Annotated in this window: 26 protein-coding genes; 18 read left to right on the top strand and 8 right to left on the bottom strand. The window is 70.0% G+C overall.

The window, feature by feature from the left end; all coding sequences use genetic code 11:
- The first annotated feature begins 194 nt into the window (after positions 1-194).
- Positions 195-1,856, top strand: coding sequence for an energy-dependent translational throttle protein EttA (gene ettA / locus VLI41_RS10335; RefSeq protein WP_325267994.1), 1,662 nt, complete (start codon positions 195-197; stop codon positions 1,854-1,856).
- A gap of 100 nt (positions 1,857-1,956) precedes the next feature.
- On the opposite strand, the gene VLI41_RS10330 is transcribed toward ettA, so the two are convergent.
- Positions 1,957-2,430, bottom strand: a complete 474-nt coding sequence (locus tag VLI41_RS10330; protein WP_325267993.1) for a hypothetical protein — start codon at positions 2,428-2,430, stop codon at positions 1,957-1,959.
- A gap of 82 nt (positions 2,431-2,512) precedes the next feature.
- Positions 2,513-3,757, bottom strand: coding sequence for an MFS transporter (locus VLI41_RS10325; protein ID WP_325267992.1), 1,245 nt, complete (start codon positions 3,755-3,757; stop codon positions 2,513-2,515).
- 232 nt (positions 3,758-3,989) lie between these two features.
- Here VLI41_RS10325 and VLI41_RS10320 point away from each other — a divergent pair, with 232 nt between their 5' ends.
- Positions 3,990-4,340 carry a YciI family protein gene (locus tag VLI41_RS10320; protein WP_325267991.1) on the top strand — a complete coding sequence of 117 codons (351 nt, stop codon included), beginning with the start codon at positions 3,990-3,992 and terminating at the stop codon, positions 4,338-4,340.
- Here VLI41_RS10320 and VLI41_RS10315 read toward each other — a convergent pair.
- Complete coding sequence (locus VLI41_RS10315) at positions 4,325-4,843, bottom strand: hypothetical protein (RefSeq protein WP_325267990.1); 519 nt, start codon at positions 4,841-4,843, stop codon at positions 4,325-4,327. The genes VLI41_RS10320 and VLI41_RS10315 overlap by 16 nt on opposite strands.
- A gap of 111 nt (positions 4,844-4,954) precedes the next feature.
- Here VLI41_RS10315 and VLI41_RS10310 point away from each other — a divergent pair, with 111 nt between their 5' ends.
- The 10 genes from VLI41_RS10310 (at position 4,955) to VLI41_RS10265 (ending at position 14,125) form a co-directional block, all read left to right on the top strand.
- Positions 4,955-5,926 (top strand): metalloregulator ArsR/SmtB family transcription factor, encoded by a 972-nt coding sequence (locus VLI41_RS10310; protein ID WP_325267989.1) that lies wholly within the window; start codon positions 4,955-4,957, stop codon positions 5,924-5,926.
- Positions 5,923-6,855 carry a methylenetetrahydrofolate reductase [NAD(P)H] gene (gene metF, locus VLI41_RS10305; protein WP_325267988.1) on the top strand — a complete coding sequence of 311 codons (933 nt, stop codon included), beginning with the start codon at positions 5,923-5,925 and terminating at the stop codon, positions 6,853-6,855. Before VLI41_RS10310 ends, metF begins: the two co-directional genes overlap by 4 nt.
- Complete coding sequence (locus VLI41_RS10300) at positions 6,852-7,916, top strand: homocysteine S-methyltransferase family protein (RefSeq protein ID WP_325267987.1); 1,065 nt, start codon at positions 6,852-6,854, stop codon at positions 7,914-7,916. Before metF ends, VLI41_RS10300 begins: the two co-directional genes overlap by 4 nt.
- Positions 7,913-8,464, top strand: a complete 552-nt coding sequence (locus tag VLI41_RS10295; protein ID WP_325267986.1) for a pyridoxamine 5'-phosphate oxidase family protein — start codon at positions 7,913-7,915, stop codon at positions 8,462-8,464. The genes VLI41_RS10300 and VLI41_RS10295 overlap by 4 nt, the downstream gene beginning before the upstream one ends.
- Before the next feature lie 172 nt (positions 8,465-8,636).
- Complete coding sequence (locus VLI41_RS10290) at positions 8,637-9,311, top strand: gamma-glutamyl-gamma-aminobutyrate hydrolase family protein (protein ID WP_325267985.1); 675 nt, start codon at positions 8,637-8,639, stop codon at positions 9,309-9,311.
- A gap of 10 nt (positions 9,312-9,321) precedes the next feature.
- On the top strand, positions 9,322-11,964 hold the full coding sequence (metH, locus tag VLI41_RS10285; RefSeq protein ID WP_325267984.1) for a methionine synthase: 2,643 nt from the start codon (positions 9,322-9,324) through the stop codon (positions 11,962-11,964).
- A gap of 117 nt (positions 11,965-12,081) precedes the next feature.
- Positions 12,082-12,780, top strand: a complete 699-nt coding sequence (locus VLI41_RS10280; protein ID WP_325267983.1) for a hypothetical protein — start codon at positions 12,082-12,084, stop codon at positions 12,778-12,780.
- Positions 12,773-12,985, top strand: a complete 213-nt coding sequence (locus tag VLI41_RS10275; RefSeq protein WP_325267982.1) for a helix-turn-helix transcriptional regulator — start codon at positions 12,773-12,775, stop codon at positions 12,983-12,985. Before VLI41_RS10280 ends, VLI41_RS10275 begins: the two co-directional genes overlap by 8 nt.
- 181 nt (positions 12,986-13,166) lie before the next feature.
- Positions 13,167-13,646, top strand: a complete 480-nt coding sequence (locus VLI41_RS10270; RefSeq protein WP_325267981.1) for an antitoxin Xre/MbcA/ParS toxin-binding domain-containing protein — start codon at positions 13,167-13,169, stop codon at positions 13,644-13,646.
- Positions 13,643-14,125 (top strand): RES family NAD+ phosphorylase, encoded by a 483-nt coding sequence (locus VLI41_RS10265; RefSeq protein ID WP_325267980.1) that lies wholly within the window; start codon positions 13,643-13,645, stop codon positions 14,123-14,125. The genes VLI41_RS10270 and VLI41_RS10265 overlap by 4 nt, the downstream gene beginning before the upstream one ends.
- Here the strand turns inward: VLI41_RS10265 and VLI41_RS10260 are convergent, their stop codons facing one another.
- Positions 14,126-15,517 carry an LLM class flavin-dependent oxidoreductase gene (locus VLI41_RS10260; protein WP_325267979.1) on the bottom strand — a complete coding sequence of 464 codons (1,392 nt, stop codon included), beginning with the start codon at positions 15,515-15,517 and terminating at the stop codon, positions 14,126-14,128.
- Positions 15,518-15,784: 267 nt separating this feature from the next.
- Here VLI41_RS10260 and VLI41_RS10255 point away from each other — a divergent pair, with 267 nt between their 5' ends.
- Complete coding sequence (locus VLI41_RS10255; protein WP_325267978.1) at positions 15,785-16,525, top strand: TetR/AcrR family transcriptional regulator; 741 nt, start codon at positions 15,785-15,787, stop codon at positions 16,523-16,525.
- A 210-nt stretch (positions 16,526-16,735) separates the two neighbouring features.
- Here VLI41_RS10255 and VLI41_RS10250 read toward each other — a convergent pair whose 3' ends face one another.
- The 3 genes from VLI41_RS10250 to VLI41_RS10240 form a co-directional block, all read right to left on the bottom strand.
- Positions 16,736-17,386, bottom strand: a complete 651-nt coding sequence (locus VLI41_RS10250) for a hypothetical protein (RefSeq protein ID WP_325267977.1) — start codon at positions 17,384-17,386, stop codon at positions 16,736-16,738.
- 126 nt (positions 17,387-17,512) lie between these two features.
- On the bottom strand, positions 17,513-17,935 hold the full coding sequence (locus VLI41_RS10245) for a GNAT family N-acetyltransferase (protein WP_325267976.1): 423 nt from the start codon (positions 17,933-17,935) through the stop codon (positions 17,513-17,515).
- 43 nt (positions 17,936-17,978) lie between these two features.
- The gene (locus VLI41_RS10240) at positions 17,979-18,239 is read right to left on the bottom strand and encodes a hypothetical protein (RefSeq protein WP_325267975.1); all 261 of its coding nucleotides are present in this window, start codon (positions 18,237-18,239) and stop codon (positions 17,979-17,981) included.
- A gap of 185 nt (positions 18,240-18,424) precedes the next feature.
- Between VLI41_RS10240 and VLI41_RS10235 the strand changes: the two genes are divergently transcribed.
- The gene (locus VLI41_RS10235; protein ID WP_325267974.1) at positions 18,425-18,754 is read left to right on the top strand and encodes a hypothetical protein; all 330 of its coding nucleotides are present in this window, start codon (positions 18,425-18,427) and stop codon (positions 18,752-18,754) included.
- A gap of 19 nt (positions 18,755-18,773) precedes the next feature.
- Here the strand turns inward: VLI41_RS10235 and VLI41_RS10230 are convergent, their stop codons facing one another.
- Positions 18,774-19,154 carry a VOC family protein gene (locus VLI41_RS10230; RefSeq protein WP_325267973.1) on the bottom strand — a complete coding sequence of 127 codons (381 nt, stop codon included), beginning with the start codon at positions 19,152-19,154 and terminating at the stop codon, positions 18,774-18,776.
- Between the two features lie 597 nt (positions 19,155-19,751).
- Between VLI41_RS10230 and VLI41_RS10225 the strand changes: the two genes are divergently transcribed.
- The 4 genes from VLI41_RS10225 to VLI41_RS10210 all read left to right on the top strand — a co-directional run bounded on the left by VLI41_RS10225 (position 19,752) and on the right by VLI41_RS10210 (position 25,582).
- Positions 19,752-22,592: a TonB-dependent receptor gene (locus VLI41_RS10225; RefSeq protein WP_325267972.1), complete on the top strand. Its 2,841-nt coding sequence runs from the start codon at positions 19,752-19,754 to the stop codon at positions 22,590-22,592.
- 207 nt (positions 22,593-22,799) lie between these two features.
- Positions 22,800-23,462 (top strand): response regulator transcription factor, encoded by a 663-nt coding sequence (locus VLI41_RS10220; RefSeq protein WP_325267971.1) that lies wholly within the window; start codon positions 22,800-22,802, stop codon positions 23,460-23,462.
- On the top strand, positions 23,459-24,859 hold the full coding sequence (locus tag VLI41_RS10215; protein WP_325267970.1) for an ATP-binding protein: 1,401 nt from the start codon (positions 23,459-23,461) through the stop codon (positions 24,857-24,859). Before VLI41_RS10220 ends, VLI41_RS10215 begins: the two co-directional genes overlap by 4 nt.
- A gap of 225 nt (positions 24,860-25,084) precedes the next feature.
- Positions 25,085-25,582: an endonuclease domain-containing protein gene (locus tag VLI41_RS10210; RefSeq protein WP_325267969.1), complete on the top strand. Its 498-nt coding sequence runs from the start codon at positions 25,085-25,087 to the stop codon at positions 25,580-25,582.
- The last annotated feature ends 156 nt before the right edge of the window (positions 25,583-25,738 follow it).

The following is a 25,738-nucleotide window of genomic DNA, read 5'->3' as shown; positions in this document are numbered from 1 at the left end:
TTTTCGCGTGTCAGCTGCGGCGAAGCCGAATTCGGCCCGTCTCACCGGGACTTACGCAAAAGACCTGGGGCGGTTCCCACGGCGCAGCCTGGCGCCGCGCGCCACGGGGCCGGCCCATCCGACGGCGTTGCGCCGGCCCATTGTCGCCGCTATCTGCTCGCGACCTCCCCGTTGCAGCGAGACCCGGACGCCCGATGGCGCAGCAGTACATCTTCCAGATGCAGGGCCTGACCAAGGCCTTTCCCGGCGGCAAGAAGGTGTTCGAGAACATCTGGCTGTCGTTCTATCCCGACGCCAAGATCGGCGTGGTGGGCGTCAACGGCTCCGGCAAGTCGACGCTCTTGAAGATCATGGCCGGGCTCGACAAGGACTTCTCCGGCGAGGCCTTTCCGGCCGACGGCGTGAAGCGGGGCTACCTGGAGCAGGAGCCGCAGCTCGACGACCAGCTCGACGTCTGGGGCAACGTCATCGCCTGGTGCGAGGAAAAGCGCCTGTTCGACCAGTACAACGCCATCGCAGCCAAGCTTGGGGAGGATTATTCCGACGAGCTGATGGAGGAGATGACCGCGCTGCAGGAGAAGCTGGACGCGGGCGACCTCTGGGACATCGACAGCCGCATCGAGATGGCGATGGATGCGCTGCGCTGCCCGCCCAACGACTGGAAGGTGGACACCCTCTCCGGCGGCGAGCGGCGGCGGGTGGCGCTGGCGCGGCTGCTGCTCTCCAAGCCCGACATGCTGCTGCTGGACGAGCCCACCAACCACCTGGACGCCGAGAGCGTCGCGTGGCTGCAGCACCACCTGGAGGCCTTCCCGGGCTGCGTGATCCTGGTCACCCACGACCGCTATTTCCTGGACCAGGTGACCCGGTGGACCCTCGAGCTCGACCGCGGCAAGGGCATCCCCTACCAGGGCAACTACTCCGGGTGGCTGGAGCAGAAGGCCAAGCGCACGGCCCAGGAGGAGCGCGAGGAGGCCGGCAAGAAGCGGAGCATCGAGCGGGAGCTTGAGTGGGTGCGCTCCTCGCCCTCGGCGCGGCGCTCGAAGTCCAAGGCCCGTCTCGCGGCTTTCGACGAGCTGGTGAACGCCGCCGAGCGGGCCAAGCAGACCTACGCCCAGATCCAGATCCCGCCCGGCCCCCGGCTCGGCGACATGGTGATCGAGGCCCAAGGCCTGGAGAAGGCCTACGGCGAGAAATGCCTGTTCAAGGACGTCTCCTTCAAGCTGCCGCCGGGCGGCATCGTGGGCGTGATCGGACCCAACGGGGCCGGCAAGTCGACGCTGTTCCGGATCGTCACCGGCCAGGAGCAGCCGGACGCGGGGGCGATCAGGCTGGGCGACACGGTGAAGCTCGCCTACGTCGACCAGAGCCGCGACAGCCTCAACCCGACCAACAATGTCTGGCAGGAGATCTCCGGCGGCCTCGACATCATGAAGGTGGGCGGCCGCGAGGTGCCGTCACGGGCCTATGTCGGCTCGTTCAACTTCAAGGGGTCGGACCAGCAGAAGAAGGTGGGGCTGCTGTCAGGCGGCGAGCGCAACCGCGTGCACCTGGCCAAGACCTTGAGCTCCGGCGGCAATGTCATCCTGCTCGACGAGCCCACCAACGACCTCGACGTCGAGACCCTGCAGGCGCTGGAGAGCGCGCTGGAGGACTTCCCCGGCTGCGCCGTGGTGATCAGCCACGACCGCTGGTTCCTGGACCGGATGGCGACCCACATCCTGGCCTTCGAGGGCGACAGCCGCGTCGAATGGTTCGAAGGCAACTTCGAAGCCTACGAGGACGACAAGAAGCGCCGCCTGGGCGCCGACAGCCTGATCCCGCACCGCATCAAGTTCCAGAAGTTCGCCAGGTAGAGCGAGCGCGACGCCGTCGCCGTCTCGAGCCGGAGAATTTCTGGTTGAGGTTCGGCCCGGGCAGACGCGCCTCCCGCGGGGCGGCGGGAGGCGCTCTTGCCTACTGCGGCGAGGTCGAGCTGCCGTTCGGGTTCGGAGTCGAACTGGCGTCCGGGTTGGGGTTCACCGGCGAACCGGGCGCCGTCGAGGTTCCGGGCGCGGGGTTGGTCCCCGTGGTCTGGTTGGGAGCCGTCGCGCCGGTGGTCACGCCGGGCGCGCCGGGGGTGGTCTCGGTGCTCGGCGCAGCCGTCGTGGCCGAAGGCGCGGTGGCCGTGGTCGAGGCGTTGGCGCTCGTCCCGGTGGAGGCGAAGGCCGAGCCGGACCACCAGTCACGCGAGGCGCGCATGCGCGGCGAAGCCTTCATGTAGCTGTCCAGCTGGGCGTAGGGGATCGGCTGCGGCGGCGGGGCCGCGGCCATGCCGCCGCTCCGATGGTGGTGATGCATGGCGTGATGATGGTGGCGGGCCTTGGCGTCGGCGGCGCCTGCGGTCAAGGCCATGGCGGCCGCGGCGGCCACCAGAGCAAAGGTTTTCATGGTTTTCTCCCTCGAGACAGAGACGCGCCTGCACGGGCGCTGACCGCTGTAACGAACAAGCGACGCCGTATGTTTCCGCGGGTCAGGCCGAAGCCGCCGGAATCTTTTGAAATTTGCGCAACGGCGAGAGCAGCCCGACGACCGGCGCGAGGGCGACGCCAGCCGCGGCGACGAACAGGGCGGCCTGCGCCCCCAGCGTCTGCCCCAGCCAGCCCCCGCCCAGCGCTCCGATCACCGCCGCGCCGCCCGCCATCGCCTGGAAGGCCGCGCCGGTCCGGCCGAGCAGGCGGGGCGGCAGGATGGCCTGCCGCAGGCTGACCGCCAGCACAATCGTCGCCACGCCGAACGAATCGCCGAGCAACTGCGCGCCGATCAGCGCCGCCGGAGCGAGCGGCCGGCTCGCCTGGGCGAGCGGGATCAGCAGGCTCGAGCCGCCGGAGATCAGGGCGGAGGCGAGGATCGCCGGCCCCACGCCGATGGTCCGGGCCAAGGGCTGGGCGATCAGGGAGCCGGCCAGCGCCGCGGCGCCGCCGACCGCGATGATCAGCCCTAGCACCGCCGGGGCGATGCCCAGGACCCTGAGCGCGAACAGCATGTAGAGCGCGCTGAACACGCCGCCGAACAGGCCGCTGGCGGCGGCCATGACCAGCAGCGGACGCACCGCGGGCTCTCGCCACGCGGTCGCCAGGCCGGTGCGCACCCCGTCGAGCCACCGGCGCGCGGCCGGCTCGGACTCGAGAACCGGCTCGGCGGCGCCGATGCCGCCCAGGAACAGCGCCGAGATCAGATAGGTGCCGGCGTTCACCGCCACCGCGATCGGCGCGGTCAGCCATTGGAACAGGAAGCCGGCGAGCGCCGGTCCGCCGAGCTCGGCCAGCGATTCCGTCGAGGCGATCCGCGCGTTGGCTTCCGTCAGCCGCCCGCGCGGGACGAGGCTCGGCAGGTAGGCGTGATCGGCGATGTCGAAGACGGCGCTCGCCCCCGCCACCAGCGCCGCGGCCGCAAAGACCTGCCAGATGGACAGCAGGTGCAGCAGCGCCGCCGCTGGGAGGCTGGCCAGCACCGCGGCGCGGATGAGGTCGCAGGCGATCAGGACGGGTCGGCGGCGCGTGCGGTCGATCCGGCCGCCGACCGAGAGCCCCGCCACGAGCGCCGAGGCGCCGGCGCAGGCGGCGAGAAGGCCCAGTTGGGCGGGCGTGGCGGCCAGGCCCATGACCGCCATCATCGGCAGGCCCTCGCGGGTGATCCGCGCGCCGAAGTCGGAGACGGCCTGGGCGATCCAGAGCCGACGGAAGTCGTGCTCGCGCCAGAGCGGCAGGGAGGTCATGGAGGATCCGAAGCGAGGAGCGCGGCAAGGGCCGCCGGCCGCCGGCGCAACTGCGCCGCACGAGGCTTCAGGTGAGGAGAGTTGATCAGGCCGCCGCGCCGCTCACCCGCGGCCCTTAGACCCGTAACGCCGTTCTGAAGTCAAGCTCGGAGAAAATGTCGGACGGCTCCGGCCGGCGGCGTCATCCTGGCGGCGGGGACAGCGCCCGCTGCAGGCAAATGCGGAGACGAGAATGAAATACCTGTTGCTGCTGCACGTCGAGGAAGCGGGCCTGGGGCGGCTTGCGGCCGACGAACAGGCCGCGCGGCTGGCCGAGTATCGCGCCTTCACCGAGGCGCTGAGCGCGTCGGGCGCGCTGGTCGGCTCGAACCGGCTCGCGCCGAGCCAGGGCGCCAAGCTGGTGCGGACCAAGGGCGGGCGCCCCGTCGTGACCGACGGCCCGTTCGCAGAGACCAAGGAGCAGGTGGCGGGGTACTATCTGATCGAGGCGGCCAACGAGGCCGCGGCGGTCGAATGGGCGGCGAGGTGTCCGGCCTGCGGCCACGGCGCGGTGGAGGTGCGCGCGCTCTACGGAGAGGCTTGAGCAAGGCTGCGCAGGAAGCGGGCGACCTCGCGGTCGCTGCGCAGGCGCACGAGCTTCGCCTGCGCGCCATGGGTCGCGAGCGCCGCCTCCAGCCGCGGCTTCACCCGGCGGCCGTAGGTCCAGATGAAGCGGTAGAACGCCAGGTCGAGCTTCTCGCGGCAGCCCTCGGCCATGTCGGGGCGCGCGCCGTCGCGGTAGGTGGCGGCCCGCCAGATCGCCCGCGCCAGGCAGACGAGCCGCGGCAGATCGAGCCAGACGATGGTGTCGGCTCGGGGCATGCGCAGGTCCCACGTGCCGCCAAAATTGCCGTCGCAGATCCAGGCCGGAGCGGCGAGCGCCTCGGCCACCTTGCCGCGGAAACTCTCGTCGTCGCTGGGCGTCCAGCCGGGCCGCCAGTAGAGCACGTCCAGGTGAATCACGGGCAGGCCGAGCGCCTGGCCCAGCGCACGCGCCAGGGTGGACTTGCCGGCCCCGGAGTTCCCGACGATCAGGATGCGGCGCATGATCCTCCCCCGCGGCGGGGCCATAGGTCGCCCAGGCCGGCGAGGCCGGCAAGGGGCCGGCGATCGGTCGGCGCTTGACTTAAAGACATAAGCATATCTTTATATGCAACCATGAAGCTCCAGGCGGCCCAGGCTGTCGATGTGCTCCGCGCGGCGGGGGAACCCACGCGCCTGCGCATCCTGGCGCTCCTCGCCCGCGAGGAGCTGGCCGTGCTCGAACTCTGCCGCGTGCTCGACCAGAGCCAGCCGCGCGTCTCGCGCCACCTGAAGCTGCTGGCCGAGGCCGGCCTCGTGGAGCGGTTCCCGGACGGCGCATGGGTGTTCTACCGGCTGGCGGCCGGCGGGCAAGCCGGCGAGGTCGTCCGCGAGGTGCTTTCGCGGCTCGAGCCGCGCGATCCGGCGCTGGTCCGCGACGCCGACCGGCTCTCGGCGGTGTTCGCCGAGCGGGCCGCCGAAGCCTCGGACTACTTCGCCCGCAACGCCGCGCGCTGGGACGAGATCCGTTCGCTCTATGTCGGCGAGGCCTCCGTGGAGGCGGCGATCCTCGAGGCGGCGGGGCCCGGCCCCTATCGGCGGCTCGTCGACCTGGGCTCCGGCACCGGGCGGATGCTGACGCTGCTCGGCCCCCGGGCGGAGACCGCGCTCGGCCTGGACCTGTCGCAGCAGATGCTGAACATCGCCCGCAACCACGTGGCCGAAGCCGGCCTCCCGCGGTGCGAGCTGCGGCATGGCGACATCTTCGGCACCCGCCTGCCCGACGGCTGGGCGGACCTGGTGGTGGTGCACCAGGTGCTGCACTATCTGGCCGATCCGGCCGCCGCCGTGAAGGAGGCCGCGCGCATCACCGCGCCGGACGGCCGCCTGATCATCGTCGACTTCGCCCCGCACAGGCTGGAGTTCCTGCGCGAGCAGCATCAGCACCGCCGGCTCGGCTTCTCCGATGCGGAGATGCGCCGCTGGCTGGGCGCCGAGGCCCTGGAGCGCATCGCGGTCGAGAGCCTGCCGCCGTCGCGCGCGGCGGGGCTGACCGTCAAGATCTGGACCGCCCAGCGGGCGGCCGCCGGCCGGAGGGCCGCCGCATGACCCCTGCCGACACCGCGCTGGGCCCTGTCGCGCGCGCCGGCGTGGGCGGGACGCCGCACCCGCGCGTCTCCTTCGAGTTCTCGCCGCCCAAGACGCCGGAGGCGGAGGACAGCCTCTGGGAGGCCATCCGCCGGCTCGCGCCGCTTTCGCCGTCGTTCGTCTCGGTCACCTACGGCGCGGGCGGCTCGACCCGCGACCGCACCCACCGGACCGTGGCGCGCATGGTGCGCGAGACGAGCCTGAGGCCCGCCGCCCATCTCACCTGCGTCGAGGCTTCCCGCGACGAGGTCGACGAGGTCGTCCGCGGCTATTGGGCCGCCGGCGTCCGCCACATCGTCGCCCTGCGCGGCGACCCGCCGGGGCAGATCGGCGGGCGCTACACGCCGCGCCCTGACGGCTACGACAACGCCACCGAGCTGACCGCCGCGATCAGGAGGATCGCGCCCTTCGAAGTGAGCGTCGGGCTCTATCCGCATGTCCATCCGGAAAGCCCCGGCATCTATCACGACATCGAGGTCCTGAAGGCCAAGGTCGAGGCCGGCGCCACGCGGGCGATCAGCCAGTTCTTCTTCGATCTCGACGGCTTCCTGCGGTTCGTCGAGCGGGTGCGCAAGGCGGGGGTCTCGATCCCCATCTCGCCCGGCATCATGCCGGTGACCAACTTCAAGTCCCTCAAGAAGATGGCCGGGCCGATGGGCGTCCAGCTGCCGCAGTGGCTCGGCAACCTGTTCGAGGGGCTGGACTCCGATCCGGAGACCCGGCGGCTGATCGCGGCCTCGGTCGCCTCGGAGATGTGCGCGAGGCTCGCCGAGGAGGGCTTCTCGGACTTCCACTTCTACACCCTCAACCGCGCCGAGCTCACCTACGCCATCTGCCGGGTGCTGGGCGTGCGCGAGCCGCCGAAGGAACCGAAAGAGGCCGCGGCATGAACCGAGCCGAAGCTATCGCCGCGCTGCAGGCCGCCGCCCGGCGGCGCATCCTGGTGCTCGACGGGTCCTGGGGCGTAATGATCCAGAAGCAGGGGCTGGCCGAGGCCGACTACCGCGGCGAGCGCTTCAGGGACCACCGCCTGCCGCTGAAGGGCGACAACGACGTCCTGTGCCTCACCCGGCCGGACATCATCGCCGGCCTGCACGACGCCTATTTCGCCGCCGGCGCGGACATCTCCGAGACCAACACCTTCTCGGCCACCTCCATCGCCCAAGGCGAGTACGGCCTGGAAGGCGCGGTGCGCGACATCAACTTCGAGGGCGCGCGGATCGCCCGCGAGTCCGCCGATCGCTGGACCGCCAGCGAGCCGGAAAAGCCGCGCTTCGTGGCGGGCTCGATCGGGCCGCTGCCGGTGATGCTCTCGATGAGCTCCGACGTGAACGATCCCGGCGCTCGCAAGGTCACCTTCGACCAGGTCTATCAGGCCTATCTCGAGCAGGTGCGCGCCCTGCACGAGGGCGGGGTCGACCTGTTCCTGATCGAGACCATCACCGACACGCTCAACTGCAAGGCCGCGATCAAGGCGATCCTGGACCTTCAGGACGAGGGCTACGAGCGCCTGCCGATCTGGATCTCCGGCACCATCACCGACCGGTCGGGGCGGACGCTCTCGGGCCAGACGGTGGAGGCGTTCTGGAACTCGGTGAAGCACGCGAGGCCCTTCGCCGTGGGGCTGAACTGCGCGCTCGGCGCCGAGCTGATGCGGCCGCACATCGCCGAGCTCGCCCGCATCGCCGACACCCTGGTCTCGGCCTACCCCAACGCCGGCCTGCCCAACGCCATGGGCGAGTACGACGAGACGCCCGACCAGACCGGCCACGCCCTGCACGAGTGGGCCGAGGCCGGCATCGTCAATATCCTTGGCGGCTGCTGCGGGACCACGCCGGAGCACATCGAGCACGTGGCCGAGGCGGTGCGCGGGCTGACGCCCCGGCCCGTTCCCGAACGGGCGACGGCGCTGCGGCTGGCAGGCCTGGAGCCGTTCGAGCTCGCCTCATGAGCACGCTCCACGCGCGGCTGGATGACAAACTCACCGGATTCATCAAGGCCCAGAAGATCTTCTTCGTCGCGACCGCGCCGCTGGGCGTGGCCGGGCACGTCAACGTCTCGCCCAAGGGCTACGACAGCCTGGCGGTGATCGACGCGCGGACGATCGCCTACCTCGACCTCGGCGGCTCGGGCGCGGAGACGCTCGCCCACGTGCGGGAGAACGGCCGCATCACCCTGATGTTCTGCGCCTTCCAGGGCCCGGCGAACGTGCTTCGAATCCATGGGCGGGGGCGGGCGACGAGCTTCGGCGAGCCGGGTTTCGCCGAGCTGAAGGCGCTGTTCCCGAACTTCGAGCGGGCGCGCGCGGTGATCGTCGTGGAGGTCGACCGCATCGCCGAGTCGTGCGGTTGGGGCGTGCCGGTCTTCGAGTTCAAGGGCGAGCGCGAGCAGCTCAGGCGCCACGTCGACCACCGGCCGTTCGAGGAATGGGCCGAGCGCCGGTACGCCTCGGACGCGCTGTCGATCGATGGGCTGCCGGCCCTGGTGAGGCCCGAGTGAGAACGCCGGCCAGAACCCTTCCTCCTCGATGGAGGAAGGGCAGGGATGATGGTGTGAGCAGGGCGGCGAGGCGAAGAACTCGGATGGCTCCGAACCGACATGCGCTCGTTGCCCCAGCTCGGCGCGCCCACCACCACCCCTACCCCTCCTCCATCGACGAGGAGGGGGCGCCATGACTGCCGGCAGGCTCCCCCGCATCGCCGTACTGATGGACGAGAACACCTCGGGCGGCGGGACGCGGTACGAGGCGGCGAAGGGGTATTTCGCCGGGATCGTGCGGGCCGGCGGGCTGCCGTTCGGCGTGCCCTACGAGCCGGCGATGGTCGGGGCGGTGCTGGCGGAGCTCGATGGGCTGCTGACGGTGGGCGGGCGCTACGCCATGCCCGCCCAGTGGTACGCGGGCGAACCGGCGATCTCTCCGGAAGCCGACCGGCTCGCGGTCGAGATCGCGCTCGTGCGCGGCTTTCTCGGCGCGGGCAAGCCGGTGCTCGGCATATGCGCCGGCATGCAGGTGCTGGCGGCGCTGAATGGGGCGAAGCTCACGGCGCAGGTGGCCGGCCACAACGAGAAGGGCCGCGTACACGCGGTGCGAACCGTGGCCGGCACGAAGCTCGCGGGGCTGATCGGCGAGCGGCTCAGCGTCAACAGCTTCCACAACGAGGCGATCGTCGAGCCGGGCGCGTGCGTGGTCAGCGCATTCGCTGACGACGGCACGATCGAAGCCATCGAGCTGCCGGCGGCCGGGTTCGCCCTGGGCGTCCAGTGGCACCAGGAGCTGCTCGCGCCCGACCATCCCGGCGCAGGCGTGTTCCGCGGGCTGGTGGCGGCGGCATCCTCAGTCGAGTAGTTCCGAGCAGATGCGCCCCATCTTCGTGAACATCGGCGAGCGGACGAACGTCACCGGCTCGGCGCGCTTCCGCAAGCTGATCGCCGAGGGGGACTATCCGGCGGCGCTGAGCGTGGCGCGCCAGCAGGTCGAGGCCGGCGCGCAGGTGCTCGACGTCAACATGGACGAAGGCCTGCTCGACTCGGTCGCGGCCATGCGGACCTTCCTGAACCTGATGGCCGCCGAGCCGGACATCGCCCGCGTGCCGGTGATGATCGACAGCTCGAAGTGGGAGGTGATCGAGGCCGGCCTGAAGTGCGTCCAGGGCAAGGCGATCGTCAATTCGATCTCGATGAAGGAGGGCGAGGCCAAGTTCATCGAGCAGGCGAAGAAGTGCCTGCGCTATGGCGCGGCGGTCGTGGTGATGGCGTTCGACGAGCAGGGCCAAGCGGACACCGCCAGCCGCAAGGTCGCGATCTGCGAGCGGGCCTACCGGATCCTGACCGAAGAGGTCGGCTTCCCGCGCGAGGACATCATCTTCGACCCCAACATCTTCGCCATCGCCACGGGGATCGAGGAGCACGACAACTACGCCGTCGACTTCATCGAGGCGACCAAGCGCATCAAGCAGATGCTGCCCTATGCGCGGGTTTCGGGCGGGGTCTCCAACGTGAGCTTCTCGTTCCGCGGCAACGAGCCGGTGCGCCGGGCGATCCACTCGGTGTTCCTCTATCACGCGATCGCGGCCGGCATGGACATGGGCATCGTCAACGCCGGCGACCTGCCGGTCTACGACGAGATCCCCGCCGAGCTGCGCGAGGCGGTCGAGGACGTGGTGCTGAACCGCAAGTCCCCCAAGAACCCCAACCCCACCGAGCGGCTGCTGGAGCTGGCCCCCAAGTACAAGGGCGGCAAGCAGGAGGCCAAGGGCCCGGACCTCGCCTGGCGCAGCCTGCCGGTGGAGGCCAGGCTCTCCCACGCCCTGGTGCACGGCGTCACCGACTTCATCGAGGCCGACACCGAGGAGGCGCGCGCCAAAGCCGCCCGCCCGCTGCACGTCATCGAAGGCCCCCTGATGGACGGCATGAACGTGGTCGGCGACCTGTTCGGCGCGGGCAAGATGTTCCTGCCGCAGGTGGTGAAGTCGGCGCGGGTGATGAAGCAGGCGGTCGCCTATCTGCTGCCGTTCATGGAGGCCGAGAAGGAGGGCAAGCCCCGCGAAAGCGCCGGCCGGATCGTCATGGCCACCGTCAAGGGCGACGTCCACGACATCGGCAAGAACATCGTGGGCGTGGTCCTGCAGTGCAACAACTACGAGGTGATCGACCTGGGCGTCATGGTCCCGGCCGACCGCATCCTGGACGAGGCGGTCAAGGCCGACGCGCACATGGTGGGCCTCTCGGGCCTGATCACCCCCTCGCTGGACGAGATGGCCTTCGTGGCGGGCGAGATGCAGCGCCGGGGCTTCACCGTCCCGCTCCTGATCGGCGGGGCGACGACGTCGAAGACCCACACGGCGGTGAAGATCGCGCCCAAGTACCAGGCGGGCCCGACGGTCTATGTGCTGGACGCCAGCCGCGCGGTGGGCGTGGTCTCGAACCTGCTGTCGCCGACCGAGAAGGACCGCTTCCTGGCCGAGACCGCGGCCGACTACGAGCGCGTGCGCGTGCAGTTCGCCCGCGGGCAGGGGACCCGCGCGCGGTCCAGCCTGGCCGAGGCGCGCGCCAACGCCTGGACGGCGGACTGGGCGGCCTACGATCCGCCGAAGCCGGCGTTCACCGGGACCCGCAGCTTCGCGCCCTACGACCTTGCCGAGCTTGCCCGCCACATCGACTGGTCGCCATTCTTCGCGAGCTGGGAGCTGGTCGGCCGCTATCCCGACATCCTGGAGGACGACGTGGTCGGCGAGGCCGCCCGCGACCTCTTCCGCGACGCCCAGGCGATGCTGGCGAGGATCGTCCAGGAGGGCCTCCTCGAGGCGCGCGGCGTGGTGGGCTTCTGGCCGGCCAACGCCGAGGGCGACGACATCGTGCTCTACGCCGACGAGGGCCGCGGCGAGGAGCTCGCCCGGCTGCACACCCTGCGCCAGCAGATGCCCAAGACCGGCGACCAGCGCAACGTGGCGCTCGCCGACTTCGTGGCGCCGGTGGGAACCAAGCCCGACTGGATCGGCGGCTTTGCGGTCACCGCGGGCCACGGCGAGCTGGAGCTGGCCGCCGAGTTCCGCGCCAAGGGCGACGACTATTCGGCGATCCTGTCGACCGCCATCGCCGACCGGCTGGCCGAGGCCTTCGCCGAGGCGCTGCACCGCAAGGTGCGCACCGAGCTCTGGGGCTACGCGCCCGACGAGCCGTTCGACATCGCGGCCCTGATCGCCGAGCGATACCGCGGCATCCGCCCCGCGCCCGGCTACCCCGCCCAGCCCGACCACACCGAGAAGACCACCCTGTTCCGCCTGCTGGACGCCACCGCCCAGACCGGCATCGCGCTCACCGAGGGCCTCGCCATGACCCCGCCGGCCGCCGTCTCGGGCCTCTACTTCTCCCACCCGGAGAGCTTCTATTTCGGCGTCGGCCGCATCGAGAAGGACCAGGTCGCTGACTACGCCCGCCGCAAGGGCTGGACGCTGGCCGAGGCCGAGCGGTGGCTCGGGCCGATCCTCAACTACGGGTAGGGGCGTCCGAGCGCGCGGCGAACAAATGCGTCTTCTCGCGCCGATCCGCCCTGTGGGCTTGACTCGCCGTGTCACCTAGGCGTTACTAGTCACCTCAAGGTGACACGGGGGACTCATATGTCCGAGGCTGAGGACGACCGCATCATCGCCGATACGCGGCGCCGGCTGCTGCGTCGCGCGTTTCTGAACGTCGCCGTCGCCCTCGCGACAGTCGGCGGCGAACTCTTCTTCGGCCTTCGGCTCAAGGTCTTGGCCCTACCCCTGCATTGGCAAGCGGTCGCCGTGTTCACCGGCCTGGCCCTGCTGTTCGGCGCGCTCGGGATGATCGGGTCCTGGTGGGTGACGCGCCTGCCGCCGGAAGCCCTGACGCCGCGGATCACCCTGCGTCAGAGCGAGCGCATCCAGAGGTTCCTGTCGCGCATCTTCCTGTTCTTCCCGCTGATCATGGGCGTGCTCGGCGTCACCTCCTCCGCCCTCGTCATCCAGGTCCTGAACCATGGGTGGCGGCTCGCCGATGGGGTGGGCGCGGTGGCGGTGCTGGCCGGCGGCGCGGGCTATCTGCTGCTCCTCACCGGCTGGGGATCGGCCAAGCGCGCCCGGCTGATCTACGACGAGGAGCTGTTCCTGTCGTTCCGGACGCGCGGCTACATCGCCGGCTTCTGGAGCGTGATGGCGGGGCTGCTGCTGGTCCTGGCGCTCGGCCTCGCCCGCCCGGCGTGGGCGGTCGAGGCCCTGCCGCTGCTGATCGCCGCGGGGGTCTGCGTCCCGGCGATGACCATTGCGCTCTTGAACCGGCGAGCCGAGCGGGATGCCTGACCGCCGGCTCGAAGTTCATCTCAAGGCGATGCGCATCCAGGCCGGGCTCACCCAGGCGGAGCTGGCGCTGAAGGTCGGGGTGACCCGCAAGACCATCAACACCGTCGAGAACGGCGTCTTCATCCCGTCGACGGTCCTGGCCCTGAGCCTGGCGCGGGCGCTGGGCGTCACCGTCGAGACGCTGTTCACGCTCCGGGAGGATTGAGCGTGGCCGCCGGCGAGGCCGAGCGCTGGCTGGGCCGATCCTGAACCACGGGGGTTAGGCGGACCTTCCTCAACGCCGCCCATCCCGGGGATAAACTCCAACGAGGCCAAGCTCGAGGTGACAGTCCACCGGCTTGCAAGAATGCGCGTTTGAGCCATATAATTGCTCAAAGGAGCAAGCCATGAGCAGCGCTGCGCTGGAGCGAATGACCGGGGGCGGTAGGATGGTTGCCCCCCTCGACTATCTGAAGGTCTATCGCGCGGAGCCGAGCGACCGCATCCAGATCGTCAAGAAGGGGATTTCGCCATGGGTCGCCAAGTCGCTGGTGGCGGATCTTGCGGTTGAGCAAGCTGCGTTGTTCGTCGCGCTGAATCTTTCAACCGCGACCGTGAACCGGAAAGTGACGCGCAAGGAGCCCTTGGCCTCCGACGAGGGCGAGCGGGTCGTCGGCGTGGCCAAGCTGGTTGGGCAATTGCAGGCCATCGTGGAGGAGTCGGGCGATTCTGCCAGCTTCGACGCCCGGGCCTGGATTTCGACCTGGCTTCGGGAGCCGCTTCCCGCGCTCGGCGGCTCGAGACCTCTCGACTTGTTGGATACGATGGAGGGACAGGCGCTCGTCTCTGACGCCTTGGCGCGCGTCCAGAGCGGGGCCTACGCGTGAGTCAGGTGGTCTGGCGCATCGCGACAGACACACCCGATTACGAGGCCGACGATCGGACCGGAGCCGGCGCCAAGAAGACGGGCGGCCGATGGAACGAGGTCGGCACGCCGATGCTCTACGCCTCGACGTCCCGTGCGCTCGCCTGCCTCGAGACGGTGGTCCACCTGAACGCCGGCGGTCTGCCACTCAACCGGTACCTCGTTCAGATCGAGGCGCCGGACGCGGCCATGACCGCCGCCGAGGTCGTCGATCCGTCAACCCTCGTCGGCTGGGATGCAGAACCGGCCGGACGCGCCAGCATCAGGTACGGAACGGATTGGGTCCGGTCGCAGAGGTCGCTCCTGCTCATCGCCCCCTCGGTGATTGTCCCCGAGGAGCAGAACGTCCTGATCAATCCGCTCCATGCCGAGATGAGCCGCATCGGCGTGGTGAAGCTCCGCAGATGGACCTACGATCCCCGCTTGAAGAAGCCCGCCTAGCTAGGCCGCAGTCACCGGGGCGCGGCTTGGCATCCGGCGCCGGCGGGCGGCGGCCGGGTGGGTCTCCTCGAGGCGCGGCCCACGTCCGAACAGCTTCTCGCGGTAGGTCCCGGGGGCGTAGTCCGTCTTGAACCGTCCTCTCCGCTGGAGTTCAGGGACGAGGTGGTCGACCACGTCGGCGAAGGTTTCCGGCATCAGGGCATAGGCCAGATTGAAGCCGTCGAGATCGGCCTCGGCCGCCCAGGCTTCGAGCTCGTCTGCAACGCGCTGGGGACCGCCCACCAGGACCGGTCCGCCGCCGCCCAGCGCCGCCGACTGCGCGATGCTGTCCAGGTCGCGATGCCTCGAGGGACCGCCCGACGTAAAGGCGGCGGCCGCGCCCTGGATCGCATTGCCGCCGGCGGCTCCGGCCGCCAAGAGGTCGGGATTCGCGAGATCGATCCCCGTCCAACCCGACAGCAAGGCGAGCGCCCCAGCCTTGCTCGCGTACGCCTGGTAGTCCTCGAACTTCGCCTGCGCCTCTTCGTCGGTGGGCGCGGTGATGACGGTTGCGAGCGCGAAGACGCTCAGGTCCGATGCGGCTCGGCCGGCCTCGACCGCCAGGGCGCGCAGCCTGGCCACGTCGGCGGCCATCTTGCTCCTGGAGTGTCCGCCGACGAAGACGCACTCCGCGTGGCGGGCGGCGAACGCCACGCCCTTGGACGACGAGCCGGCCTGGTAGAGCACGGGCGTGCGCTGCGGAGAAGGCTCGCAAAGGTGGATGCCGTCCACCTTGAAGTACTCTCCCTCGTGCACGACCCGGTGGACCTTGGCGGGATCGGTGAAGACGCCGGCTTCGCGGTCGCGGCGCACGGCGTCGTCTTCCCAACTCCCCTCCCAGAAGCTGTACTGGATGTCCATGAACTCTTCGGCGATCTCGTAGCGCGTGTCGTGCGCCGCCTGCTTGCCGCGCCCGGCCCCTTTCGAGCCGCTGTCCAGGTATCCGGTGACGATGTTCCAGCCGATCCGGCCGCCGGTCAGGTGGTCCAGCGTCGACATCCGCCGCGCGAAGGGCAGCGGCGGCTCGTGGGAGAGGTTCACCGTGACGGCGAAGGCCAGGTGCTCGGTCGCCTGGGCCATGGGCGGGATCACCAGCAACGGATCGTTGGTCGGAACCTGCACGGCATCCCGCAGCGCCGTGTCGGGGCTGCCGCCGTAGACGTCGTAGACCCCGACCACGTCGGCCAGGAAAAGTCCGTCGAACCGCCCCCGCTCCAGCAAGCGCGCCAGTTCGATCCAGTGGTCCATACGCCAGTAGTCGGCGGATCGGTCCCGCGGATGGCGCCAGAGGCCTTGCGATTGGTGCCCCACGCAGTTCATCGCGAAGGCGTTGAGACGAAGTTCGCGGGCCATGTGATGTCCTCCCAAGTCTCGCACGAACTCTATGCATGGTGACCAATATTCGTCAATTGACCAAAGTTCGGATCACGTCCAGGCTGTCTGTGTTAGGAATGAGAGGGGAAGTCGGTCGGCATAGGGAAAGGTCGACCGCCAGAGGTCCCCGCGTGTTAGCTGGCCGGCCAGCTATCGCGGGCGAGAGCAGAAGGCAGCATGATCGGCGCAAACCGCCTTCGCACCCGAACGGGCTCCGGCATCTATCAAACCGGCCGGGAGCGGGTGATGCAGATCCTGGAGACCGCCCTCGAGATCATCGTCGAGAGTGGCTACCAGGCCATGACCCTGCGAGAGGTTGCTCGCCGCTGCAGCATCCAGGTTGGAGCCGTCAGCTACTACTACAAGAGCCGCAGCGACCTGCTGCAGGACGTGCTCAACATGGTGCTCGTCCCCTATGCGGACAACATCAGCGCGATCGTCGCCGAGCCTGGCCTGAGCGCCGAACAGAAGCTGGAGCGCTTCATCCGGCTACTGCTGGAGGACATCCAGACGAAGCGGACGACGCGGCTGTTTCCGCATCTGTGGATGCTCGCCAATCACGATCCATTCGTCGCCAAGGCGGTGGACAGCATCTACATACTTGAGCGGCGGACGCTGACCCGGCTGATCGCCGAGATCAATCCCTCGCTCAAGGACCGGGAGCGTGAGGCTCTCGCCGTCTACGTCACCGCCTCGGTGGCCGGATCGACGATGTTCGTCGGCTTCGAGAAGCCCTGGGCCAGAGAGCTTCCGCTCTACAGCGCGATCGCCTGCCAGGGGCTGGTCGAGCTGGTGAAGACGGTCACGCCAGAGCAGCTCAGGGCCTACGGCTGGCGGCGGGAAGACGCGAAGCGACGGTGGAAGACGCCGACGCTGCTGAGCGAGGACGAATACCGTGCCCTGCTGGAAGAGCCGGAGCCAGGCCAGGCCTCGCCGTCGGTGCGACGCGGCGGAGCGGTGAAAACGCCTAAATCGTCCGGGCGCTGAAGCGGCCGAGCGCACGCCTCGGCCAAGCGCGATCGGTCGCGCCGCGCGCAAGCCCTCGCGACGAGCGCTGGCGCGCCCGCAACAAACCCTCGTCGGTAAGGAGCGGCGCAAACGCCTCCCGGGGCCACGCCGCGTGGCCTTCACGAACCCGAGGATCTCCCGCCCCCCGGCCCGAGCGGCCGCCGAGTCGACTGACCGGCGTCCCCACCGTCAGCGCGGCAGGGCCAGGCCGACGATGACGATGACGACGAACACCGCCGCGGCTGCCAGGATGAGCTGCACGTTCGACATGCCGGCGCGGGCCGCCGTCGTCGCAGCCGGCGCGCCGTCGGTGGTCGGCGAAGATGGAGTCAGGGGTTGCGGGCCCGGGCCCGCGGCCGAGGCGTCCGTCAGCAGGCGGTTGGCCCGCAGCGTCATCTCCACACGCTGCAGGATCATCAGCCCAAGGGCGAAGGCCAGGAACAGGCTGGTCACCGCCTTGACTGTCAGGTGCAGCGGCCCGGCCTCGCCGACCAGCAGGTAGCGCAGGCCGTACCTCAGAGCGATCAGGCCGACCAGGAACACCGCGCCCGCCGAGGAGGTGCGCGCGCTCAGGGCCCCTGTGCCCGGATGGACGACGATCTCGATGGTCTTGCCGCGCCACCAGCCGAGGCTCCCGCCCAGGGCGGCGCCGGCCGCGAGCCACAGCCACTCCAGGCCCTGCGGCGGCTGGGCGCCGATGACCAGCGCGCCCAGGCCCAGATAGAGCAGCGGCCCGATCCACAGCCGGCCCATGTCCAGCGGCCGCGACTGGCCGGCCAGGGCGCCCATCCTGATTACCCGCCAAAGCAGCAGGACCGCGACGACGGCGACGCTGGTCAAGGCGCCGCCCGACAGATGACCCGGATCGCTTCCCACAACGCACCCCCGCCCGTTGCTTCGCCGCAAGCATGAGCGAGGCGGGCCGCCGATGCAATCGGGCGCGGCGAGCGGGCCGGCCGGAGCGGCTCAGGCGATCAGCTTCTGCATGAAATAGCGGGGAAAGACCGGCGGCGGGCCGTCGATCTGGCCGAACACCTGGAAGCCGAGCTGCTCGTAGAACGGCCGGGCCTGGAAGGCGAAGGTGTCGAGCCACATCTGGCGGCAGCCGCGGGCGCGGGCCTCTTGCTCGGCGCGGGCCATGAGCTCGCGGCCGAGGCCTTGGCCGCGCGCGTCGTCCGGGGCGATGACGAGTCCGATGTAGAACGAGCCCCAGAGCGAGAGCGCCCACAGGCCCCCGCGCACCGCCGGGTCGTCCTCGGCGGTGATCTCCAGGGCGAAGGGCTCGCCCTCGGCGTCGCCCACGGCGGCCTGGTTGAAGGCCAGCAGGTGGGCCCAGATGGCGTCGTGGGCGCGGCCTGGGTCTGCCGCCGGGACGATGGCGTAGCTCATGGCGCTCGACGGGAAGGCGCGGGTGGCCGGCGCGGCCTGGGCCTCAGCGCCGCACGAGCTCGCTGGCGGCGACGCCGCCCTGTTCGACCTCGACGCCCAGGAAGCGCATGACGCCGTCCTTGAAGCTGAGGTCGGCGAGCGCCAGGCTGGCGTCGCGCTTCAGCTGGACGACGTCGGAGAGGGTCAGCCGCAGCACCAGGCCGTCTGGGGAAGCGCCGTCGGTGAGCGCGGCCTCGATCTGCGGGCGCAGAGCCGTGGCGGCCGAGCGCCGGGGTAAGGGCGGTCCTGAAGGTGCGGCTTTCATCCTGTGACTCCGACGAGCGCCAGGGCGCGCCCGGTTGCACGCTTAGCACGGCGCGGCATTCGTCGGGGCGTCAAATGCGCGCGGCCGCCGCGTCGCGGGCCGCCCGGCCAGGGAACGGCGGCGGCGCTTCGGCGGTTGAGCTTCGGGACGGTCGCCAGGGAGCCCGCGCAGGCGGGGGCGTCGCCATGCCTATCCCCATCCTGATGCCGTACGACGAGGTGCTGGAGGATCGCAGCCTCGCCGAGAAGGCGGGCCGCCGCGCCGGACGGCTCTGCCGTCGCCTGGTGCTGGCGGCGCACGGGCTGGCCGAGCGCCTCGACTGGACGCCGCCTCAGTTCGGGGCCGGCCGCGAGCTCGACATGGGCGACGGCGCGGCCGTGGCCGGCGAGTGGCTGCGCTGGCTCAGGCGGCGGATGGCGGCCGATCCGGAGGAGGCCTTCGCCTGGAAGGCCGGCGCCTGGATGCTGATCGCCCTGCTGGCCGGCCTCGTGGCGGCGGTGAGTGCGATCGGCTGACGCCGCCGGGCGCCGAGGATCAGGCCGGCAGGCGGTGCAGGGCGCAGATCTTGTTGCCGTCCGGATCGCGCAGGTAGGCGAGGTAGAGCTTGCCGGTGGGGCCCTCGCGCACGCCGGGCGGCTCCTCGATGGCGGTCCCGCCGCTGGCCACGCCCGCGGCGTGCCAGGCGTCGGCCTGGGCCGGGGAGGCGGCGGCGAAGCCGACGGTGCCGCCGTTGGCGTGGGTGGCCGGCTGGCCGTCGATCGGCAGGCTGACGGCGAAAACGCCCGAGGAGGTCATGTAGAACACCCGGTGCCGGTCGACCCGGCCGGGCGGAACGCCGAGCGTGCCCAGGACGGAATCGTAAAACGACTTGGCGCGGTCGAGGTCGTTCGTGCCGACCATGATGTGCGAGAACATGGGATATTTCCTCCACCCGAATGCGCGCGGAGCTATGCCCAAAGGCGCGGCGCTCCGCAATGGGCGAGGCCGCCGCTGACGCCGCAGCGGCCCCAAACCGCCGAGAGACGAGCCTTCGAAGCGTGACCCGCAAGCCACGGCGCCGCAGTCGTGCGCATCGGCGGCGACGAGCGCCGCCGCACCGCCGGGGACCAAGCTCTACCGGAGGCTGCGCCCGCTGGGCGCGCGGGCGCGAGCATGCGGAGGCGCCCTAGCGTCAAGTGCGTCCACGCGGCGTCCCCGCGCCGGACCGGACCGGTTGAGGCGGCGGACGGTTCGTTTCGCGGATGTTTCGACGGCGCCTTGCAAGGCGCCGATTGGGTCGGGAGCAAGGCGCCGCGGCGGCGAAATGGCGGGCGGCCGCAGTCCTCCGGCCGCCATGACGCACAACCTGCGCGGGATCGTTTGATGAACACCGATAACATACGGATGTGTTGACGGACTTGGCTTGGCGCCTCAGCCTCATTACCGACGCGCGACAAAAAAAGCGCGCAACCGCACTTGGGGAGGCTAATTCCAATGCAATGGAAGCGTCATTGGCTGACGTCAGGCGCAGTCTTGGCTGCCGCGCTGGCGACGACGGCGCATGCCCAGACGCGCACCGGGACAACCGCGGCGGCGTCGAACACCATCGAAGAGCTGGTGGTCACCGCCGAGAAGCGTGAGCAGAGCCTGCAGGACGTGCCGGTCGCGGTGTCGGCCTTCACCTCCGAGAAGCGGGATCTGATCGGGGTCAACACGATCACCGACCTGACCAACTTCACGCCGGGCCTGGAGTACAACGTCCAGAACGACCGCAACACGCTGCGGGGCGTCGGACGGAACACCAACGTCCACGCGGCCGAAGGCTCCGTCGCCATCTATTCCGACGGGATCTACACCTCGTCGACGACGGAGGCCGGCAAGACGCCGCTGTTCGTCGACCGCATCGAGGTGCTGCGGGGTCCGCAGGGAACCCTCTACGGGCGCAACGCCATCGGCGGGGCGATCAACGTGATCTCCAAGCGGCCGACGGACGACTGGTACGCCGAAGTCCGCGCCCAGCAGCAGAGCTTCAACTATCGTGTCCTGGAAGGCGCCGCCTCGGGGCCGACCGCGATCCCGGGCGTCGACTTCCGCGTCGGCTTCAACTGGACCAAGCAGACCGACGGCTGGTTCGAGAACTCCATTCCGGGCCAGCCCGACGAAGGCAACATCATCGACACCAAGTACGTCGAGGGCCAGCTCAAGTTCAAATTCAACGACCGCTTCGACGGCTGGATGAAGCTGGCCTGGCAGGACTGGCACAACCAGGGCGGCGGACCCGGTTCGCGCAGCACCTGGTATCCGTCGTTCTTCCCGGTCTATGAGGCGAGCAGCGGCGGCATCGCGCCGAACTCCGGCTACGGCTGCCTTCCCACCTCGCAGACGCTGGTCAGGAACATCTCCGCGCCGGGCGGCCTCACCGTCGCGCAGGCCTGCCACAACGCGGGCCTGGACGATGCGCGCAAGTTCACCTCGGACGTGCCCTATCAGGTGAAGCTCACCGGCACGATGGTGTTCGCGAGCGAGTGGAACTACCACTTCGACACCTTCGACGTGAAATACATCGCCGGCGGCACGCACTATAACTACGGCCTGACGGGCCCCACGCCGGTGCAACAGGCGCCGTTGCTGTCGTTCCAATATCCGCTGTTCACACGCGCCGGCGTGCTCCCGGGGGCGACGGTGTTCCCGCGCTATGCCTTCACCTACCACGAGGCGCTGAACTGGATCAGCCACGAGATCAACATCGCCTCGACGGACAAGGGGCCCCTGCAGTGGCTGGCCGGCGCCTATTACTATGACGAGCACTATGTCCAGCCGGTCTCGACGCAGCTGATGGACATGGGCGCGCCGATCACCCGCGGGCCCTTCCTGGCCAACACCTGTGCGTTCACCGCGCAGTGCCCGCTGCCGGCCGGCAACAACCGGATCTATGACGACCGGCCGGAGCTCACGACGAAGTCGAGGGCCGTGTTCGGCCAGATCGACTGGAACTTCGCCGAGCACTGGAAGACGACGGTCGGTCTTCGGTACACCTGGGACAAGAAGTTCGGCTCCGAGTCGCTCAGGCTGCTGTGCGCCGATGTGGCGGCGTGCTCCGGCGGCTTCGGGCCCGAGGTGGTCGGCAACTTCCTGATCGACCTGACGCAGCTGCCCAGCGTCGTCAGCGGCCTGGTTCCGGGCGGGCCCGGCGCGCCGGGAGCCCCTGGCGCGCAAGGCGTCAGCTCGCTCAGCGTCGTCGATCCCGCGACCGGCTTCGCCACGCGCCGCTACAACGCCAATTGGTCGGCCACCACCGGCACCCTCGGCCTGCAGTGGGATCCGGAACCCGGCACCATGGCCTACTTCCGCTACAGCCGCGGCTACAAGGCCGGCGGCTTCCGGATCGGCATCGACACGGTGCTCGGCGCGCGGCCGATCACCAACCCCGAGCACGCCGACGCCTTCGAGATCGGCCTGAAGAAGGACTTCGGCCGGACGTTCCAGGCGAACATCGCGGCCTTCTACTACAAGTACAACAACGACCAGATCCCGCTCACGGTCGCCCAGACCGCCGGCGGACTCGGCCAGCCGCAGAGCATCTTCTTCAACATTCCGCAGGCCGTGTCGCAGGGCATCGAGTTCGAGACGGTCTGGCAACCGATCGAGCACCTGCAGATCCTGGCGAATTACTCCTACCTCGACGCCCACGTGACCAGGGGCGACGGGGTGGTCGATCCGGCCGACCCGGCCGCGCTCGACTCGCGCGCCAAGCCGGACATCAGCTTCGCGCAATGCCAGGCGGCGGCGGGCTCGGCGAGCGCCTGCTCCACCGACATCTTCACCGCGCCCGGGGCCTTCTTCATCAATCCGGACGGCACCACCGTTCCGGTCCAGAGCGTGATCGGGGCCGGCAACGGGGGCTTCCAGCGTCCGCAGAGCATCGTCGGCAGCCACCTGCCGCAGGCTCCGAAGAACAAGGTCGCCATCGACGTGAACTACACGCTCGAATTCGGCCCCGGCTCGCTGATCGGCTCGGTCAATTACGTGTGGCGCGACAAGCAGTTCGGCTCGATCTTCGACCGGTCCTACTATGAGGCCCCCTCGTACGATCAGTGGGACGCGCGCCTGACCTGGAAGGACCGCGACAACCGCTTCACCGTCATCGCCTTCGTGAAGAACATCTTCAACGACGTGGGCTTCGAGGGCGGCGCCGGGGCGGGGCGGCAGGCGGGCGTCGTTCCGGCCTACGTGGTCGGCGGCAATGGCCTGACCGCGACGCCGGTGCTGTCACGCGGCAGCCCCTTCAATACCGGGGCCGACCAGGCGATCGCGACCAGCTACCTCATCACGCCGCCGCGCACCTACGGCGTCGAGCTGCAATACCGGTTCTAGAGACGACGCTTACCCCCTTCGATCGGGCGCTCCGCTTCGCCGCGGAGCGCCGTTTCGTTTCTGGCGGACATTGAGCTCCGCTGTCGCCTCACTGCGCACACCACCACCCCCGCCCCTCCTCCATCGAGGAGGAGGGGAGCTGTTTTCTGCGGCCGCGCCGAGGGGCGGGGCTTGCGGTTGCTCGGGCTCGGCCCATAGCGTCGTTCCATGCGGCTGCTGATCGCCGAGGATGATCCGATGCTGGCGCAGGGCCTGAGGCGCGCCCTGCAGCGTGCGGGCTATGCCGTCGACGTGGTCGGCGCCGGCGAGGACGCCATCGCCGCCGCGCGGGCCAATCCCTACGCGCTGATCCTGCTCGACCTGGGGCTGCCGACCGTTTCGGGCCTGGAGGCGCTGAAGTCGATACGCGGCCGCCGCGACGCCACCCCGGTGATCATCGTCACCGCCCGCGACCGGCCCGAGCAGAAGGTGGAGGGGCTCGACGCCGGCGCCGACGACTACGTGGTCAAGCCCTTCGACCTCGACGAGCTGCTGGCCCGCATCCGCGCCCAGATCCGGCGGCGCGAGCAGCGCACCTCCGACGCCCTGCTGGCGCACGGGGTCAGCGTCGACCTCGCCGCGCGCACCGTGGCCAGCCACGGCAAACGGGTCCCGGTGACCGCCAAGGAGTTCAAGGTGCTGGCGGCCCTGATGCGGCGGATGGGCCAGTTCGTCTCCAAGGAGGAGCTGGAAGGCGCCCTCTACGACGACACCGCCGACGTCGAGAGCAACACCATCGAGGTCGCCGTCTATGGCCTCAGGCGCAAGCTCGGGCCGGGCCTGATCGTGACCGCGCGCGGGCTCGGCTACACCATCCCCAAGGAATCATGACCCGCCGGCCGCTCGCGCGCTCGACCTCGCTGCTGGCGGCGCTGTTCGGCCGCATCGGGGTGCTGTTCCTGCTGATCGTGCTGGCGGTGGGCTCGATCGCCTTCTTCACCGCCCAGCGGCGGATCAACGAGATCTACGACGGCCAGCTGATCGTCGGCGCCAATGTGCTGCGGGCGCTGATGGACGAGGAGGTCCGCGAGGAGCCCGCGACGCACGACATCTCCGAGCTGCAGGTCGACGACGCGGCGATCCTCAGCCCGGACGAGCGGCAGGCGTTCAACGACTATGCCGACTGGCGGATGTTCCGGATCTGGCGCGGCGCGCAGGTGGTGATCCGTTCCGACACCGGGCCGCCGCTCGTGGCGCCCTCCGCGCAGAACGGGTTCTCGGACGTCGCCGGGCCGAAATACCGCTGGCGGGTCTACACTCTGCACGTGCCCCGGCAGCGCGTGGTGGTGCAGATCGGCGAGCGGACCGACATCCGCCTGGTGCTCGTGCGGGGCATAGCGTTGGGCCTCGCCCTGCCGCTGCTGCTGCTGATCCCCACCGCTGCGGTGCTGATCTGGCTGTCGCTGAGCGACGGCCTGCAGGCGCTCCGCACGCTGATTTCCGAGATCGGCCGGCGGACGCTGCGCGACCTCTCGCCCCTGCCGCTGGAGCCCTGGCCGCGCGACCTCCATCCGCTGGTCCGCTCGATCAACCGGCTGTTCGAGCGCATCGACCGCTCGCTGCAGCACGAGCGCCGCTTCCTCGACGACGCCGCCCATCAGCTGCGCACGCCGCTCGCGGCGGTGAAGCTGCAGACCCAGCTGATCGCCGGCGAGGACGATCCGGCCGAGCGGCAGGCGATGACCGCCCAGCTCGTCGAGAGCGTCGACCGCGCCTCGGCGCTCACCGACCGGCTTCTCACGCTGGCCCGGCTGGAGGCGAGCCGCGCGCCGAGCGGCAAGGGCGGCGACCTGCGCGAGGAGACCGTGGCGGCGCTGGCCGACCTCGCGCCGGTGGCGGCGAGGCGTCAGGTGGAGCTCTCGTTCGAGGGCCGCGGGCGGTTCGCCAGCGGCGATCCCGCCCTGCTGCGGCTGATCGCCACCAACCTGGTCGAGAACGCCATCACCCATGCCCCGGAGCGTTCGGAGGTGGCGGTGCGCCTCTCGAGCTCCGGCGGGCGCCACCGGCTGGTGGTCACCGACGGCGGACCCGGCATCCCCGCCGGCGAGCGCGACAAGGTGCTGGAGCGGTTCCACCGCGGGCCCTCGGCCTCGCCGAGCGGAGCGGGGCTCGGCCTCTCGATTGTCGGCGAAGCGGTGCGCCTGCTGAAGGGCCGGCTGCAGCTCCGCGACCGCGACGACGGCGCGCCGGGCCTGTGCGTCGAGATCGAGGTGCCCGAGGCGGAATGAGCGCGTCCATTGCCGGGTCGGCGGACATTCGGGACACGCGGCCAGCATGAGTTTCGGCCGGGAGGGCCGCAAAAAGGAACCCTTCCTCCTCGATGGAGGAAGGGCAGGGATGGTGGTGTGGGCAGAGAGATCGGAAGAAGGGCTCCCTAGACGCCGGCGCCACTTGCGTTCAACCGGCGGCTCGGACACCTCGCCACGAGAAGAAGGGGACTCCTAGAGTTGCCGATGTTTGAGCGCGACAGGCCCTTACCGAATCCCGTGCGCCGCTCGCGCAGTCTCAAGCGCCGGATGACCTGGACCGAGGCGCGGCTCTGGAAGGAGCTCCGGAAACTCGATGTAAACTTCCGCCGGCAGGCTCCGATCGGCCGCTACTTTGCAGACTTCGCATCCCATGCCCGGCGCCTTGTCATCGAGATCGACGGCGGCGTGCATGCGCGGCTCCCTGACGTCGCTGCAAGAGACCTGGAGCGGCAGGCGTGGCTGGAGAGCCAGGGCTATCGTGTCCTCCGATTCACCGATCGTCAGGTGAGCAACGACCTGCACGGCTGCCTCGAAACCGTGCGGAAGCTGCTTGGGCTCCAAGGGCCGTTCCTGCCCGATGGTTGGAACGGTGTGCGGGCGCCGGCGCCACTTGGGTTCAGACGGCGGCTCAGCGCCATCACCACCACCCCTGCCCCTCCTCCATCGAGGAGGAGGGGGGCGCCAATCCGGCGAGGTGATTGAACGAGCGCGCCTGGGGCGGTCTGTCCCTCCCCATCAAGGGAGGGAGGGCGCGGCGTCAGGTTCGCGTCAGGTTTGAAATATAGGGCTGATGTCCGGGAAGGACGTCGCCGCCCATGCATGTGTTCTGCGATTTCGACGGGACGATCTCGCTCGTCG

Origin of the sequence: Phenylobacterium sp. (assembly GCF_035475775.1) — a bacterium.
In the GTDB taxonomy this organism is placed as follows: domain Bacteria; phylum Pseudomonadota; class Alphaproteobacteria; order Caulobacterales; family Caulobacteraceae; genus Phenylobacterium.
Note: the sequence above shows the minus strand (reverse complement) of the source record. Positions and strands in the feature narration are given on the sequence as shown.

Coding starts and splice junctions, on each gene's coding strand:
- VLI41_RS10245 (WP_325267976.1), bottom strand. CDS start 17,935: ATGAGCTACGCCATCGTCCCGGCGGCAGACCCAGGCCGCGCCCACGAC.
- metF (WP_325267988.1), top strand. CDS start 5,923: ATGACCCCTGCCGACACCGCGCTGGGCCCTGTCGCGCGCGCCGGCGTG.
- VLI41_RS10215 (WP_325267970.1), top strand. CDS start 23,459: ATGACCCGCCGGCCGCTCGCGCGCTCGACCTCGCTGCTGGCGGCGCTG.
- VLI41_RS10320 (WP_325267991.1), top strand. CDS start 3,990: ATGAAATACCTGTTGCTGCTGCACGTCGAGGAAGCGGGCCTGGGGCGG.
- VLI41_RS10270 (WP_325267981.1), top strand. CDS start 13,167: ATGAGCAGCGCTGCGCTGGAGCGAATGACCGGGGGCGGTAGGATGGTT.
- VLI41_RS10295 (WP_325267986.1), top strand. CDS start 7,913: ATGAGCACGCTCCACGCGCGGCTGGATGACAAACTCACCGGATTCATC.
- VLI41_RS10300 (WP_325267987.1), top strand. CDS start 6,852: ATGAACCGAGCCGAAGCTATCGCCGCGCTGCAGGCCGCCGCCCGGCGG.
- VLI41_RS10330 (WP_325267993.1), bottom strand. CDS start 2,430: ATGAAAACCTTTGCTCTGGTGGCCGCCGCGGCCGCCATGGCCTTGACC.
- VLI41_RS10280 (WP_325267983.1), top strand. CDS start 12,082: ATGTCCGAGGCTGAGGACGACCGCATCATCGCCGATACGCGGCGCCGG.
- VLI41_RS10315 (WP_325267990.1), bottom strand. CDS start 4,843: ATGCGCCGCATCCTGATCGTCGGGAACTCCGGGGCCGGCAAGTCCACC.
- VLI41_RS10230 (WP_325267973.1), bottom strand. CDS start 19,154: ATGTTCTCGCACATCATGGTCGGCACGAACGACCTCGACCGCGCCAAG.
- VLI41_RS10260 (WP_325267979.1), bottom strand. CDS start 15,517: ATGGCCCGCGAACTTCGTCTCAACGCCTTCGCGATGAACTGCGTGGGG.
- VLI41_RS10310 (WP_325267989.1), top strand. CDS start 4,955: ATGAAGCTCCAGGCGGCCCAGGCTGTCGATGTGCTCCGCGCGGCGGGG.
- VLI41_RS10240 (WP_325267975.1), bottom strand. CDS start 18,239: ATGAAAGCCGCACCTTCAGGACCGCCCTTACCCCGGCGCTCGGCCGCC.
- metH (WP_325267984.1), top strand. CDS start 9,322: ATGCGCCCCATCTTCGTGAACATCGGCGAGCGGACGAACGTCACCGGC.
- VLI41_RS10275 (WP_325267982.1), top strand. CDS start 12,773: ATGCCTGACCGCCGGCTCGAAGTTCATCTCAAGGCGATGCGCATCCAG.
- VLI41_RS10210 (WP_325267969.1), top strand. CDS start 25,085: ATGTTTGAGCGCGACAGGCCCTTACCGAATCCCGTGCGCCGCTCGCGC.
- VLI41_RS10255 (WP_325267978.1), top strand. CDS start 15,785: ATGCAGATCCTGGAGACCGCCCTCGAGATCATCGTCGAGAGTGGCTAC.
- VLI41_RS10235 (WP_325267974.1), top strand. CDS start 18,425: ATGCCTATCCCCATCCTGATGCCGTACGACGAGGTGCTGGAGGATCGC.
- VLI41_RS10220 (WP_325267971.1), top strand. CDS start 22,800: ATGCGGCTGCTGATCGCCGAGGATGATCCGATGCTGGCGCAGGGCCTG.
- VLI41_RS10325 (WP_325267992.1), bottom strand. CDS start 3,757: ATGACCTCCCTGCCGCTCTGGCGCGAGCACGACTTCCGTCGGCTCTGG.
- ettA (WP_325267994.1), top strand. CDS start 195: ATGGCGCAGCAGTACATCTTCCAGATGCAGGGCCTGACCAAGGCCTTT.
- VLI41_RS10290 (WP_325267985.1), top strand. CDS start 8,637: ATGACTGCCGGCAGGCTCCCCCGCATCGCCGTACTGATGGACGAGAAC.